General features: G+C 53.9%; 14 protein-coding genes. 9 read left to right on the top strand and 5 right to left on the bottom strand.

The window, feature by feature from the left end; genetic code table 11:
• Window positions 1–113: 113 nt before the first annotated feature.
• Complete coding sequence (gene betC, locus RIC05_RS10220; protein ID WP_350046977.1) at window positions 114–1,628, bottom strand: choline-sulfatase; 1,515 nt, start codon at window positions 1,626–1,628, stop codon at window positions 114–116.
• Window positions 1,629–1,892: 264 nt separating this feature from the next.
• On the opposite strand from betC, the gene RIC05_RS10215 reads away from it, so the two are divergent.
• The 3 genes from RIC05_RS10215 to RIC05_RS10205 all read left to right on the top strand — a co-directional run bounded on the left by RIC05_RS10215 (window position 1,893) and on the right by RIC05_RS10205 (window position 3,666).
• Entirely contained in the window at window positions 1,893–2,807 is a 915-nt protein-coding gene (locus RIC05_RS10215) for a choline sulfate utilization transcriptional regulator (RefSeq protein WP_350046976.1), read from the top strand.
• Window positions 2,808–3,109: 302 nt separating this feature from the next.
• Window positions 3,110–3,361 (top strand): type II TA system antitoxin, ParD family, encoded by a 252-nt coding sequence (locus tag RIC05_RS10210; protein WP_350046975.1) that lies wholly within the window; start codon window positions 3,110–3,112, stop codon window positions 3,359–3,361.
• Window positions 3,358–3,666 (top strand): type II toxin-antitoxin system RelE/ParE family toxin, encoded by a 309-nt coding sequence (locus RIC05_RS10205; RefSeq protein WP_350046974.1) that lies wholly within the window; start codon window positions 3,358–3,360, stop codon window positions 3,664–3,666. Before RIC05_RS10210 ends, RIC05_RS10205 begins: the two co-directional genes overlap by 4 nt.
• 242 nt (window positions 3,667–3,908) lie before the next feature.
• Here the strand turns inward: RIC05_RS10205 and hemF are convergent, their stop codons facing one another.
• Both hemF and RIC05_RS10195 read right to left on the bottom strand, forming a co-directional pair.
• Window positions 3,909–4,820, bottom strand: a complete 912-nt coding sequence (gene hemF, locus RIC05_RS10200; RefSeq protein ID WP_350046973.1) for an oxygen-dependent coproporphyrinogen oxidase — start codon at window positions 4,818–4,820, stop codon at window positions 3,909–3,911.
• Window positions 4,821–4,824: 4 nt separating this feature from the next.
• Window positions 4,825–5,313, bottom strand: coding sequence for a tRNA (cytidine(34)-2'-O)-methyltransferase (locus RIC05_RS10195; RefSeq protein ID WP_350042276.1), 489 nt, complete (start codon window positions 5,311–5,313; stop codon window positions 4,825–4,827).
• 393 nt (window positions 5,314–5,706) lie between these two features.
• On the opposite strand from RIC05_RS10195, the gene petA reads away from it, so the two are divergent.
• The 5 genes from petA to RIC05_RS10170 all read left to right on the top strand — a co-directional run bounded on the left by petA (window position 5,707) and on the right by RIC05_RS10170 (window position 10,208).
• Entirely contained in the window at window positions 5,707–6,258 is a 552-nt protein-coding gene (gene petA, locus RIC05_RS10190; RefSeq protein WP_350042275.1) for a ubiquinol-cytochrome c reductase iron-sulfur subunit, read from the top strand.
• A gap of 8 nt (window positions 6,259–6,266) precedes the next feature.
• Complete coding sequence (locus tag RIC05_RS10185) at window positions 6,267–7,541, top strand: cytochrome b (protein ID WP_350042274.1); 1,275 nt, start codon at window positions 6,267–6,269, stop codon at window positions 7,539–7,541.
• Window positions 7,534–8,310, top strand: coding sequence for a cytochrome c1 (locus tag RIC05_RS10180; RefSeq protein ID WP_350046972.1), 777 nt, complete (start codon window positions 7,534–7,536; stop codon window positions 8,308–8,310). The genes RIC05_RS10185 and RIC05_RS10180 overlap by 8 nt, the downstream gene beginning before the upstream one ends.
• Before the next feature lie 272 nt (window positions 8,311–8,582).
• The gene (locus tag RIC05_RS10175) at window positions 8,583–9,530 is read left to right on the top strand and encodes an inverse autotransporter beta domain-containing protein (protein ID WP_350046971.1); all 948 of its coding nucleotides are present in this window, start codon (window positions 8,583–8,585) and stop codon (window positions 9,528–9,530) included.
• Window positions 9,531–9,533: 3 nt separating this feature from the next.
• Window positions 9,534–10,208: a hypothetical protein gene (locus RIC05_RS10170; RefSeq protein ID WP_350046970.1), complete on the top strand. Its 675-nt coding sequence runs from the start codon at window positions 9,534–9,536 to the stop codon at window positions 10,206–10,208.
• 81 nt (window positions 10,209–10,289) lie between these two features.
• Here RIC05_RS10170 and RIC05_RS10165 read toward each other — a convergent pair whose 3' ends face one another.
• Window positions 10,290–11,129 carry a methyltransferase domain-containing protein gene (locus RIC05_RS10165; RefSeq protein ID WP_350046969.1) on the bottom strand — a complete coding sequence of 280 codons (840 nt, stop codon included), beginning with the start codon at window positions 11,127–11,129 and terminating at the stop codon, window positions 10,290–10,292.
• Window positions 11,130–11,266: 137 nt separating this feature from the next.
• Between RIC05_RS10165 and gloB the strand changes: the two genes are divergently transcribed.
• Complete coding sequence (gene gloB, locus RIC05_RS10160; protein WP_350046968.1) at window positions 11,267–12,037, top strand: hydroxyacylglutathione hydrolase; 771 nt, start codon at window positions 11,267–11,269, stop codon at window positions 12,035–12,037.
• Window positions 12,038–12,058: 21 nt separating this feature from the next.
• On the opposite strand, the gene RIC05_RS10155 is transcribed toward gloB, so the two are convergent.
• The gene (locus RIC05_RS10155; RefSeq protein ID WP_350042267.1) at window positions 12,059–13,306 is read right to left on the bottom strand and encodes an ROK family transcriptional regulator; all 1,248 of its coding nucleotides are present in this window, start codon (window positions 13,304–13,306) and stop codon (window positions 12,059–12,061) included.
• Window positions 13,307–13,491 lie beyond the last annotated feature (185 nt).

Below are 13,491 nucleotides of genomic sequence, written 5' to 3'. Positions count from 1 at the left end.
ATCAACAATGCGGTCCTTACCCGAGCCGGGCCGCGAGGCGGCTTATAATTTCAGGCATTTGGTATGAAACTGCGCCGGTCAACCTGTCCCACATGGCCAACCGACGCAGCTTCTTACTCCCCTCGCGGGAAGCGCTGTTTTTCTTCGACTTCATTTAAATCCATGTGATTGCGCATATAGCGTTCAGACGCCTTTTGCAGCGGCTGATAATCCCACGGGAAATACGACCCGTTGCGAAGGGACTGATAGACAATCCAGCGCCGGGCCTGACTTTCGCGCACAGCCGCATCAAAGGCATCCATATCCCAGCGGGCCGCACGTTCTGCCCGGAAGGCTTCGAGCCGGTTGGCACAGGTCGGATCGGTTGCAAGATTGGTCAGTTCATGCGGGTCGGCTTCAAGATCAAACAGCTGTTCGGGATCAAGCGAACACCATGTGTATTTCCATTTGCCTTCGCGAATGCAGACCAGCGGCGCATAGGATCCTTCGGCGGCATATTCCATCAGAACCGGCTCGGTCCGTGCCGTGCCGTCAAGGGTTGGACACAGCGACATTCCGTCGGTCCAGGGTTGGACTTCGGCCATTGAAATACCGGCCAGATCGGCAACCGTCGGGGTGACATCAAGGCTTGAGACCGGATCGGTGTGAAGTCCCGGCACGATCCCCGGCCCTGCAATCATCAGGGGCACACGGGCCGAGCCTTCAAAGAAGCTCATTTTGAACCAAAGGCCGCGTTCACCAAGCATGTCACCATGGTCAGAGACAAAGACAATGATGGTATTGTCAGCCTGCTCTGTACGTTCGAGCACATCCATGATCTGACCGATTTTGTCATCGATATAGGAGATGTTGGCGAAATAGGCCTGACGCGAACGGCGGACATTTTCGCGCGTGATGTCAAAGGCGGTATGATCGGATGCCTTCAAAAGGCGCTGGGAATGCGGGTCCTGATCGTTGAACGCAATGGCCTCAATTTCAGGGTCAAGTTCCGGGCAGTCTTCATAAAGATCCCAGAATTTCTTGCGCGCGACATAGGGATCATGGGGGTGGGTGAAGCTGACCGTCAGGCACCAGGGGCGTTCATCATGCCCGCGCGCAAGATCATAAATCTTTTGGGTCGCATGAAAGGCGACCTCGTCGTCATATTCCATCTGGTTGGAAATTTCGCCAATCCCGGCACCGGTGACAGACCCCAGATTATGATACCACCAGTCAATGCGTTCGCCGGGTTTGCGATAATCCGGGGTCCAGCCGAAATCGGCCGGATAGATATCCGTGGTCAGGCGTTCTTCAAAGCCGTGCAGCTGATCGGGGCCGACAAAATGCATCTTGCCCGACAGGCAGGTGTAATACCCCGCGCGGCGCAAATGATGGGCATAGGTCGGGATGTCTGAACTGAATTCGGCGGCGTTGTCATAGACGCGGGTGCGGCTGGGCAATTGTCCGGCCATAAAGGATGCGCGCCCCGGCGCACACAGCGGGGATGCGGTATAGCAATTACGATATCGCGCCGAACGCGCCGCCAACGCCTTAAGATGCGGGGTATGCAGGAAATCAGAAGGACCATCCGGGAACAGCGTACCATTGAGCTGATCTGCCATCAGGATGAGAATATTCGGGGACGTCATAAGAAGGTTTTCTCCTGGCATGCCACAGAATGCGAACGACCAACCCCTGCCCTAAGCAGAGCCAAGACGTCTGTTTTCTGAAGTCGTGTGTCTGGCGCCGTAGACACCGCAAGCACCAACACCCCTTTTCTGACGCTTTTATGCGCCCTGTTTTTCGGGGTGGACCCTATTGCACTTGACGTTGACCACGTGCGTACCATTAAATCCACAAATCTTCGCAACACGAAACCCGGTGTTTTTTAATCATTATTATAAAGATTTTTTATGATGCGACATGCTCCGGAACGACCACTCGACATTGGCTGGCTGCGTATTTTTGAAGCTGTCGGTCGGCTTGGCAGCCTGACCCGTGCCGCCCATGAGCTGGGTCTGACCCAGCCTGCGGTGACCTATCAGATCAAGCGGGTCGAGGAACAACTGGGTGTCACGTTGCTTCATCGATCCCAAGGGGGCAGCCGACTAACTGACGCCGGAGAGATCCTGTTTGAAGCGGTGCAGGCCAGTGTCGCGAATATTGACAAGGCGGCCCGCGATACACGGCGCAGCATACAGGTGCCAGCTGTGCGGATTTTCACCGATTTCGGCTTTGCCGCCTTTTGGCTGATGCCGCGTGTGACAGAATTCCGCCTTTTGCATCCCGACGCCGAAGTGCATATCGTGGCGTCCCAAAGCCTTGATGACGGGCTTGAACGTGATGCGGATGCGGCAATGCTGTTCGGGGCAAAGGAAGATTTCCCCGAAGCCGCACAGCTTTTGATTCCGGAACGGGTGGTTCCGGTCTGCACGCCGGGATTTCTTGAACGGCATGGCCCGTTTGACAGTCCGGCCAGCTTTGCCGATGTGCCGCTGTTACATCTGGAGGCATCGGGCAAGGATCGCTGGCTGACATGGTCATCCTGGCTGCGCGCGCATGGCGTTGCGCTTAAACCGGCCCAAGGGGATCTTGGCCTGAACACTTATGGCTTTGTCATTCAGGCCGCCCTTGCCGAACAGGGGGTGGCGCTGGGATGGCGGGGGTTGGTGGACCCTCACCTTGCCCAAGGCACACTTGTCGCCGCCGGGCCGGAAGTCTCGCGCCCGGATCGGGGCTATTGGCTGGTGCACAGCCCCTCGGTCAACAGCACGACAAGCACCCTGCTTGACTGGTTGATTAAGAAAACCTGGGAAAACACCCATTAACAGGTGTCGCGCACCGGCGGTCATCGATGGTGCCGTCGGTCATCAGGTCAAAGTTTTGGCATGTGCGGGCTGAGATCCCCGCCTGCGCGGGGATGACGGTGGATTTGGAAAAAGGGGACTGTCCCCTTTTAAGAAACCGTCCCCTTTTAAGAAACCGATTGATGCCGATGTTGCGATCCTTGGTGCCCCGATCCGCATGGCGCACCACCGGGGAAACGTCCGTTTGATGAGCAAGGTCGCGCAATAGCGCCGTTGCAACATATGTGCTAATGTGGGTTTGTGCAATTTCATGGAGATCCCCTATGAGTCGCCTGACGATCGACATAACCGACCAGCAGCACCAGAGCCTGAAGGCGCTGGCCGCCTTGCAGGGCAAGACCATCAAGCAATACGCGCTCGAACGTTTATTCCCGGACGATGCCAATGCAGACAAGGCATGGATAGAGCTGAAAACCTTACTGGAAAACCGCATCCACGACGGGGTTGCGGGGAAAGTTTCTGCAAAAAATATCTCTGAAATCCTTGAGGAAGAACTGAGCGAGAAGCCCGCGTGACGGGCTATATCCTTACGGCAGAGGCAGAAGCCGATCTGCGCGGTATTATTCGATATACGGGCAAAGAATGGGGACCAGCGCAAGTGCGCCGCTATGTCGTCAGACTGGAAAAAGGAATTGATGATCTTGTCGCCGGACGTGGTTCATTCCATGACATGAGCGATCTTTTTCCGAATCTTCGGATGGTGCGTTGCGCGCGTCACTATATCTTCTGTCTGCCACGCGAAAATACACCTGCATTGGTTGTGGCAATTTTCCATGAGCGTATGGACCTCATGGTGCGATTGGCTGACAGAATTCGATAGCATGGTGCTTGCGGGGTGAGATTCCCGCCGTCGCGGGAATGACGAAGACTTTTAATTACGGCCATTTTGCTTCTTAAAAGGGGACTGTCCCCTTTTAAGAAGTCTAGAGGGGGAACCGTCACACCCGCGACGGCGGGTGTCCCGACATTCGGGCACATGCGGGGCGAGATCCCCGCCTGCGCGGGGATGATGGTGGCGTAATTGCCGGGGTGATGCTTGGGTCGAAGCGGTTTATGGCTGGTTTACGGCCATTTTGCTTCGGGGGGCATCGACATCAGGATGGCTTCGGTATTGCCGCCGGTCATGAGACCAAAGCGTGTGCCACGGTCATGGAGCAGGTTAAATTCGACATAGCGGCCGCGTTTGACCAGCTGGGCTTCGCGTTCCTGATCGGTCCAGGGTTTGTTGTAATGGCGCGCAACCAGCTTGGGATAGATGTCGCGAAAGGCCATGCCGACATCCTTGGTAAAGGCAAAATCGGCATCCCAATCGGCATCGAGATAATCATAGAAAATCCCGCCGACCCCGCGTGGTTCATCGCGGTGCGGCAGCCAGAAATATTCATCGCACCATTTTTTAAAGCGGTCGTAATAATCGTCCCCATGGGCATCACAGGCGGCCTTGAACGCGCCGTGAAAATCATGGGTATCCGTGTCATCAGGGAAAACCGGGGTTAAGTCCGCCCCGCCGCCAAACCATGCCTTGGTCGTGACGATATGGCGGGTATTCATATGAACGGCGGGCACATGCGGCGAACAGGGGTGTGCGACCAGCGAAATGCCGGCGGCCCAGAAATTGGGGTTTTCGTCGGCACCGGGGATTTCCTTGCGGAATTTTTCGGAAAATTCGCCGTGCACGGTCGAGATATTGACCCCGACCTTTTCGAAAACGCGCCCCTTCATGACCGACATTTCACCGCCGCCTTCATTGGTGCCGCGTTCCCAAACGGTGCGTTCAAACCGACCCGCCGGGCGGTCGGAAAGCGGTCCGGTATAGCTGTCTTCAAGGGACTCGAACGCAGAACAGATGTCATCGCGCAACTGCGCAAACCAGTTTTGCGCGGTTTGTTTGCGCGTGGCAATCAGGGCGTCATCGACCTTGTGATCGGTGGCGGTTTTCATCGCCTGTTTTGCAGCCGTTTTTGCGTCTGTCATTGCGTCAGTCTTTCCGTCCGTCATCGGGTTGGGCCGGGAACCCGTTTGTTTGTCTGAGTGCTTCGCCCAGTGTCATCGCGGTTGCCATGGCCACATTCAAAGATCGCATTTCCGGCTGCATCGGGATCACGACACGGGCATCGACATAGTCATGCACGCTTTCGGGTACGCCTTTGCTTTCGGAGCCGAGCATCAGGATATCATCGCTGCGAAATTCAAAGTCGCAATAAGGTTCCGCCCCCTTGGTCGTCAACAGAACAAGACGGCCGGGCAGTGTGCCGTTTTTGCGCGCAGCAACAAAGCCCCGCCAATCGGCATGGCGTGTATAATCGGCCTTGCCAAGATAATCCATCCCCGCACGTTTAAGGGCGGCTGATGTTAGCAAAAATCCGCACGGTTCGATGATATCGACGGGCAACCCGAAACACGCCGCCATGCGCAGGATGGTGCCGGTGTTTTGCGGGATGTCAGGTTCAAATAAACAAATTCTCATGGGACCCTTTTAGATTCGTCCAGGCGCCCTGTCGATTCAGATCATCACAGACATATAATTACACGTTAACAACCCTATTAGACTTTTTTGGAATATGAAAAGCCAAAGGCGCAACCCGTTGGTTGATAAAGGGCAGGATACCGGCAAATACGCCCGGTTTTACCTGTTTGTGCAGTGCAAAACCGAATGATCTTATTGAATGCAAACAAATTGCAACTCCAAGTTCTCCTTAACAAACCCGATTTTTGTTAGTATACGGACCCACAAACAGGCCTAAAGGCTTTTGGCCGCAGAAATGTTTGATTTTCCTCAAGGGAAATTAACCACCGATGCCCTTAGTCTTGGTTTGGGCATTCCGCATGCCTGTTTTGGGGGCAGAAAGAGGGATAAATTATGTCGCAAACGGTGCATCCATCCGGCACAGAGAAGCCGGACGAGAACCGCAGGGATTTCCTGACCTTGGCGACCACAGCAGTCGGCGCAGTTGGCGTCGGTTGTGCGTTGTTGCCGTTCGTGGACAGCATGAACCCGTCCAAGGACGTTCTCGCACTTGCCTCAGTTGAGGTTAACCTGTCCAACATCCCGGTTGGTCAGGCAGTTAAGGTCATGTGGCGAGGTAAGCCTGTCTTTATCCGCCACCGTACCGATCGTGAAATCAATGAGGCCAACGAGGTCGCGTTGAACGAGCTCGTCGATCCACAAGCTGACGATGCGCGTGTCGAAAAGAAAGAGTGGCTGATCGTTGTCGGCGTGTGTACCCATCTGGGTTGCATTCCGATGGGCACCGCCACGGGTGAAGCCCGTGGTGACTATGATGGTTGGTACTGTCCGTGCCATGGCTCGCACTATGATACGTCGGGCCGTATCCGCCGTGGTCCTGCGCCGAAGAATCTCGAGGTGCCGACCTACACCTTCCTCACCGACACATCCGTCCGGATCGGCTAAGGAGCTGTATGATGAGCGCACCTGTCTGGAATAATAAAGTGGTTAAATGGGTTGATGACCGTCTTCCGGTTATCTCCATGCTGCACCACTCAGCATATGAATATCCGACCCCGAAAAACCTGTCTTATATGTGGAACTTCGGTTCCCTTGCAGGCTTTGTTCTGGTGACGATGATCCTCTCCGGGATTTTCCTGGTGATGAATTATACCCCGCATACCAGTATGGCTTTTGAGTCGGTCGAACGCATCATGCGTGATGTCAATTACGGCTGGCTGATCCGCTATATTCATATGAATGGCGCATCGATGTTCTTCATCGTTGTCTTCCTTCATATGTTCCGTGGTCTGTATTACGGGTCATACAAAGCGCCGCGTGAAATGCTGTGGTGGATCGGTATCCTGATCCTTCTTGCCATGATGGCAACCGCATTCATGGGCTATGTCCTTCCATGGGGCCAGATGTCCTTCTGGGGTGCGACGGTTATTACCAACCTGTTCTCTGCCTTCCCGATCATTGGCGATCCGCTGGTGACCTGGCTTTGGGGTGGTTTCTCGGTTGATAACCCGACACTGAACCGGTTCTTCTCGCTGCATTATCTGATGCCGTTCGTGATTTTGGGCCTTGTTGTCCTGCATGTCTGGGCACTGCATTCTGTGCGCTCGAACAACCCGACCGGTGTTGAAATCAAAACCCCGCAGGACAGCATTCCGTTCCATCCGTATTACACGATCAAGGATCTGTTCGGTTTGGGCGTGTTCCTGATCTTCTTCTGTGCGTTTGTTTTCTTCGCACCGGATTATCTTGGACACCCGGATAACTATATCCCTGCGAACCCGCTTGTGACCCCGCCGCACATCGTGCCGGAATGGTACTTCTTGCCGTTCTATGCGATTTTGCGGTCGATCGATTTCACCATCTTTGGCATTCCGGCGAAATTGCTGGGCGTGCTTGCGATGTTTGCATCGATTGTGATCCTGTTCGTTATTCCGTGGCTTGATACCTCCAAGGTGCGCAGCTCGAAATTCCGTCCGGTTTACAAATGGTTCTTCTGGCTGTTCGTCATCGATACCTTCATCCTCGGCTATTGCGGGGCGAAGGCACCGGATGACAACTTCATGGGCATTCCGGGACTCCGGGTGATTGTGATGGGTCAGCTTTCCACACTTTACTACTTTGCGCATTTCCTTGTGGTCATGCCGTTGGTTGGAAAGATGGAACGCACCAAGCCGCTTCCTGTAAGTATCAGTGAGTCTGTTTTGAAGAAGGAGGGTGCAAATGCGTAAGTTAGCACTGACCGCAATTGCCACCGCCTTCGCGGTCACCGCATTCACTGGTGGTGCAGCCAAGGCAGCCGGGGATGCCCCGGTGCCGCCGGCACAGGAATGGAGCTGGGACAGCATTTTCGGAACCTACGATCGTGCTCAGCTTCAGCGTGGCTTCCAGGTCTATAAGAACGTTTGTGCAAGCTGTCACAGCATGCGCTTCATTGCCTTCCGTAACCTTGAAGGCATCGGGTTCAACGAAGACCAGATCAAAGCGATTGCAGCGGAATATGACGTAGAAGACGGCCCGAACGACGATGGTGACATGTTCACCCGTCCGGGCAAGCCGTCTGATTATCTGCCATCGCCGTTCCCGAACGAAAAAGCTGCGGCTGCTTCGAACGGCGGGGCTATTCCGCCCGATCTGTCCTTGATGAACAAGGCCCGCGTTGGCGGCCCGGATTATGTGTTTGGTCTGTTGACCGGCTATGAGGAAGAAGCACCTGAGGGCTTCGACCTGTCGGATGGCAAATCGTATAACCACTATTTCCCGGGCCACCAGATTTCCATGGCACCGCCGCTTTATGATGAAGCGGTTGAATATAGCGATGGAACCCCGGCAACCCTGGAACAGCATTCACGCGACGTTGTTGCCTTCCTGAACTGGACAGCACAACCGGAACTTGAAGCCCGGAAAGAGCTTGGTCTTAAGGTCATCCTGTTCCTGATTGTTCTGACTGCGATGCTTTATGCTGTGAAACGCAAAATCTGGCGCGATATCGAACATTAAGCTCGATTATCTGCATCATATTACAAAACAGGTCACCGTTACGCGGTGGCCTGTTTTTCTTTTGTTTCAAGCCATAACAGAACCATTTTCAGTTATCCCAAAACCAAATATTTTTTTTATAGCCCATTTGCACTACTTGAGATTGACCGCACTTACCGATACGTCTAATATTCATCAAAATTGATGTATAGAATCAGGTCTTTGGGGGAACCAGGTGGATGTCTTATAAAAGGCTGTCAGCTATCTTGATAGCGGGGGGGCTGGGTTATGTTTTGCCCCATTCTGTCAATGCAGATGAAACCCAGAACACACTTCGCAACGCCGTCGGGCAGTCGGCACAATATCTGGCCCAGAATCAGACAGAAGCAGCCGCCCTTTCACTTGTAGAAGGGGGCATTGAATATTGGATGGGGGATGTTGGTGCATCCCTTCCAGAATGGATGAAAAGGTTTGAAATCGAAAGCGGTGTCAATTCCGACGGGGATTTCAACTGGTCCGTGCTAACTGTTCAGCCGCTTTATCAATCCGATAATCTTGAGCATACTTTCTTTACCCAACTCAGCCAGCAGAGATATGATTATCTTGATCTGAACCGGGATGTCACAAATATCGGCCTGGGATACCGGAAGCTGTTTGCCGATAACACCGTGCTTCTTGGAGCCAATACCTTTTTTGACTGGGAATGGGAGCGCCAGCATAAACGTGCCGGTTTCGGGGTCGAAGCCAAATGGTATGGTTTGGATTTCACCGGCAACACCTATTACGGACTGGGCGGCGCATCGGCCAAGGGATTGAGCGGTGATACACGCGAAGAGGTTCTTGATGGATATGATCTGGAACTTGGCGCACAGGTTCCCTATCTGCCGTGGCTGAAAGTTTATGGCAGTCGCTATGTCTGGGATTCTGAACGTAATGATGATGACATAAAAGGGTGGAAAACATCGCTTTATGCCGATCTTCATCAGAATTTCTCGGTTGAAGCTGGCTGGCAGGACGATAATTTTTCCGATGATGAAGTCTTTGCCCTTGTTTCATTCCGGTTCGGTTTCGGGGTCGAAGAACAGGGCAAAAAGCCCGTTGCACTTAGCTCTGCCTTTGTTACAGATCAAGCATGGGAAATGCGTGATATGTCAGCCCATACTCTTGACAAGGTCAGACGCAACAACCGCATCGTTGTCGAACGTGTCAGTTCGGGTGTGGTCATTTCGCGAGGGGATTAATTCATGAAAAACATCTTTACTTCCCTGGGCATTGCCGGATTGATCCTGTTGCCGAACATTGCCCAGGCTGCGATCCCCGGAACGGCAGGCCAGCCATCTATATATGAAGTTACAGTTACCCAGGTTGAACTGTGTTCAGATGCGGCCTGCACCACCAGTTATATTGCCGGATCAGGCAGCCAGTCCTTTGATATTTCATCTGCTACCGCTGGTTCGGATGTCGGCAGCTATACCGATCTTTCAGGTATTCCGCTTTTCCAGACATGGAGCCATGTCAGAGTAACCATGTCCACCACCATCAATGTCGGTGCAACCTGGAATGATGGTACAGACAATTGCGGCACCAGTAATCCGGTGCAGGCCAGCGGTCATACACAAACCTATGGCGCACCCGCGAACGGAACGGCAACCCCGGCAGCTTTTGTCATTCCTGATATCGGCTTCAACGGTATTACGGCTGCTGACTATAGCGGTTTTAACCTGAGCAAGAGCAATGGTGCGGGTAGCGCCACCATCACTTATCCTCTTAATGCTCCTTATACCTGCAAAGGGGTAATGCCAAGGATCGAAGTCAAGTTTAATACCAGCGAAGCATTTGGTTATATCGATCCGGGTGCAGGTCAGTGCGGAGCATTCCCAAGACCACCAGAGGTTACCATTACGGTCACCGACCCGTAATCTGCCCGATCAAGCCCACCTGAAAAGGTGGGCTTTTCTGATTGTGATAGGGCATCCCAAGATAGAGCATATTGCCTTAAATCAAACCCTTCGGGCCGGGTCCTTGGCTTGTGCCTTATCCTCAGAATCCGTCATACCGGTTTGGCTGCAGGTCAAAGACCGGGCATCATCGGTGCGGTGTTGGTGATTGCCCTCGGCCGGGCGCAGCGGCGGGACCGATACCGGAATATGCACAAGACGGCGTTTGCGCGATGGTGTGCCGGTGCTGGCATAAAGCTGTTTACCGGCTTCGACGATCGAGACACCGGCAAAGGCCTTGAACAGGCGCGATCCGATATTTTCAAATATCTGCGACCAGCGCAGGAACAGACGACGCCGGGTTGGCGGCAGGAACAGGGCGCGGCTGTGCTGTACGGGCAGGAACATGTTTTCGCGCATCAGGTTTTGCAGCTGTGAGACGCTATAGGGATGGCCATAGCCAAACGGTGTTTTTTCCGACCAGCTCCAAAGCGAGCTTCGGTTTGGTGTCACCACCACAATGCGGCCATTCGGGGTCAGCACCCGCCAGCATTCGCGCATCAGACGGCGCATCGAATCGGAATGTTCGACCATATGCACCAGAAGAATGCGATCAACCGAGCTATCAGGAAGCGGCAGCATGGTTTCTTCGGTCAGGGCAACACGGTTATCTTCCCCGACCGGCCAATGCACACAGCCTTGCCGTGCAGGCATAAAGGCCATGACCCGTTCCGCTTCGCCGATAAAGGGCCGCAAATAAGGTGTCGCATAGCCAAAACCAAGCACGCGCATGCCCCGCACATCCGACCACATCACGCGTAAACGCCTGCGGATCAGCCGACGGGCGGCTTGCCCGATACTGCTGGCATAGAAGCGGTGAAGATCGACGACATCCTGAGGCATCAAAACAACCTATCATCCCGATCCGGACACGGGAATATTTTTGCAGTCTTTCAGTAGAGTATTTTGCGTGATTGTTTCAAGACAGTCGTTGCTGATAGTCTTGTGCCAACAGTCCAAATTCCATCTTGAGGTATCCCATGGCCGCCGGTGAAGTGATCGTCATTCCGTGTCTTTCAGATAATTACACCTATCTTGTCCGTTGCCACCGCAGCGAAACCACCGCCATCGTCGATCCGGGCGAAGCCGGACCGGTGATCAGTGCGCTTGAAGAACGGGACTGGACGCTTGATCTCGTGATCAACACCCACCACCATCACGACCATATTGGCGGCAATGGTGAGCTGATTGAAAAATACCGCGCGAAACTTTTGGGCCCCACGGCCGAAGCGGCCCGCATTGCCGATATGGATGAAACCTGTGCCGAAGGGGATCAGGTTCTGATCGGGGAGCTTGAAGGTCGCGTCTTTGACGTTCCGGGCCATACCAGCGGGCATATTGCGTTTTATTTTCCGGCAATCACCGCACTTTTTTCCGGCGATAGTCTGTTTGCGCTGGGCTGTGGTCGATTGTTTGAAGGAACCCCTGCTCAGATGTGGGAATCGTTGCAGAAATTCCGCAACCTGCCCAATAGCACGCTGGTTTATTGCGGCCATGAATATACCCAATCGAATGCCCGTTTTGCCAAAACGATTGAGCCGGATAACGCGACCCTGATTGCGCGTTGTCAGGATATTGATGGCATGCGGGCGCGCAACATCCCGACCATTCCGTCACGCATCGATGTTGAATTGGCGACCAATCCGTTCCTGCGCGCCGATGACCCGGCCGTTGCCAAGGCAATCGGCATGATCGGGGCCACCCCGACCGAGATTTTCACCGAAATCCGCAAGCGCAAAGATAATTTCTAGAACGTTCCGGGGCGCGATCGTCTACTGCATCTGTTTGAACAGGACGGACTGATCGAGCAGATAGCGCGAGAACAGCGGGAGGCTGGCCGCCCCGATGGCGCGGGCGGCACTGCCGACCTGCCCCTGTTCGACATGGGGGCGGGCAATGCCCTGTAAATCCAGTTCCGTCATTGCCGCACGTGTCGCGCTTACGATGCGCGCACAAACGTCTGACGGGAAACCGCCATCGACAATGACTGCTTCGAAATCAATGACCGAGCAAACAGATGTAATCGCAATTGCAAGGCTTCGTGCGGTATGGCTGATCCAGATATCAAGCGTTTTCCCCAGATCGTTCCAATAGTTCGGATCCCGCCACAGCATCCCGGGGTCTCGGCCTTCACGGGCAAGCATTTCTTCGAGAACGAATATGGATGCCTGATCGATCAACTGGCTTGGATGCCCGGAGCGCGATGACACCGGCATCGAACCAAATGCCCCGGCATTCCCCGTGCGACCGGCATAAAGTGCCTGATTAAGCACCACACCACCGCCGATAAACGATCCGATAAAGAAATAAGCAAAATCGGAATAGTTCGGCCCGCCCCCAAACACAAGTTCCGCCCCGCAAGCAGCGGTTGCGTCATTTTGTTGAAACACCGGGAAGGGCACGATTGAACCAATCGTGTCAATCAGATCAACTTCCCGCCATGCATTCATGTCCTGAACCGGGGCACCGACTTCTTCGACCCAGTTCCACAATTCATACGGCGCAGCAATCCCGATCCCGGCGATGCGCGATTGCTGGTTTGACGTAAGTTCCGAGGTGATTTTGCCCACCGAGTCCCGAACAAACGCCCGAATACTGTTCGGTGTCGGGTATTTGTAAGCTTCTTTAAGCGATGCGCGCACTGTGCCGACAAAATCCATCAGGATCAGTTCCGCACTGCGCCGCCCGATTTTCAAACCGAATGAATAAACGCCGTCGGGATCAAGCGCCATAGGCACCTTTGGCTTGCCGACTTTTCCACGCACCGGGATGCCGCGTTTTAACAGACCATCCTTTTCCAATGCCCGCATGATGACGGACACAGTTTGCGCAGAAAGTCCTGAAATCCTTGCGATATCGGCTTTTGAAAGACCGGCATTTCGGCGCACCAATGACAGAACAAGGCGTTCGTTATAGGCACGCACGCGCAGTTGATTTGCCCCGCCCCCCTGATGAAGCGGACGCACACCCTGTTGGTCGTCCCCTGCTTGATCGGGGTTGGTCGTTAAAGTGTCCGTCATTTCGTCCTCCCACTCGGGATCTTTAATGCCCGATTGATCACAAGAGTGACAGGAATAATTAATAAATCAATCGGATTTATTAATTGACAGCGATATGCATTTGGTGTGTTTTATGAGCTCGACAGGTTGAAGGCCCACCACATAATGCGCGCCATGATCTGTCTGGAAAACAAACATCGCCGCCC

Source organism: Thalassospira sp. (assembly GCF_040218635.1).
Lineage (GTDB): Bacteria > Pseudomonadota > Alphaproteobacteria > Rhodospirillales > Thalassospiraceae > Thalassospira.
This window is presented reverse-complemented; position numbering and strand designations above follow the sequence as displayed.

What these genes read in the sequence shown, in the direction of transcription:
- RIC05_RS10155 (WP_350042267.1), bottom strand. Translation starts at nt 13,306, where the DNA reads ATGACGGACACTTTAACGACCAACCCCGATCAAGCAGGGGACGACCAA.
- RIC05_RS10185 (WP_350042274.1), top strand. Translation starts at nt 6,267, where the DNA reads ATGATGAGCGCACCTGTCTGGAATAATAAAGTGGTTAAATGGGTTGAT.
- RIC05_RS10170 (WP_350046970.1), top strand. Translation starts at nt 9,534, where the DNA reads ATGAAAAACATCTTTACTTCCCTGGGCATTGCCGGATTGATCCTGTTG.
- hemF (WP_350046973.1), bottom strand. Translation starts at nt 4,820, where the DNA reads ATGACAGACGCAAAAACGGCTGCAAAACAGGCGATGAAAACCGCCACC.
- RIC05_RS10195 (WP_350042276.1), bottom strand. Translation starts at nt 5,313, where the DNA reads ATGAGAATTTGTTTATTTGAACCTGACATCCCGCAAAACACCGGCACC.
- petA (WP_350042275.1), top strand. Translation starts at nt 5,707, where the DNA reads ATGTCGCAAACGGTGCATCCATCCGGCACAGAGAAGCCGGACGAGAAC.
- RIC05_RS10215 (WP_350046976.1), top strand. Translation starts at nt 1,893, where the DNA reads ATGATGCGACATGCTCCGGAACGACCACTCGACATTGGCTGGCTGCGT.
- RIC05_RS10210 (WP_350046975.1), top strand. Translation starts at nt 3,110, where the DNA reads ATGAGTCGCCTGACGATCGACATAACCGACCAGCAGCACCAGAGCCTG.
- RIC05_RS10165 (WP_350046969.1), bottom strand. Translation starts at nt 11,129, where the DNA reads ATGCCTCAGGATGTCGTCGATCTTCACCGCTTCTATGCCAGCAGTATC.
- betC (WP_350046977.1), bottom strand. Translation starts at nt 1,628, where the DNA reads ATGACGTCCCCGAATATTCTCATCCTGATGGCAGATCAGCTCAATGGT.
- RIC05_RS10180 (WP_350046972.1), top strand. Translation starts at nt 7,534, where the DNA reads ATGCGTAAGTTAGCACTGACCGCAATTGCCACCGCCTTCGCGGTCACC.
- gloB (WP_350046968.1), top strand. Translation starts at nt 11,267, where the DNA reads ATGGCCGCCGGTGAAGTGATCGTCATTCCGTGTCTTTCAGATAATTAC.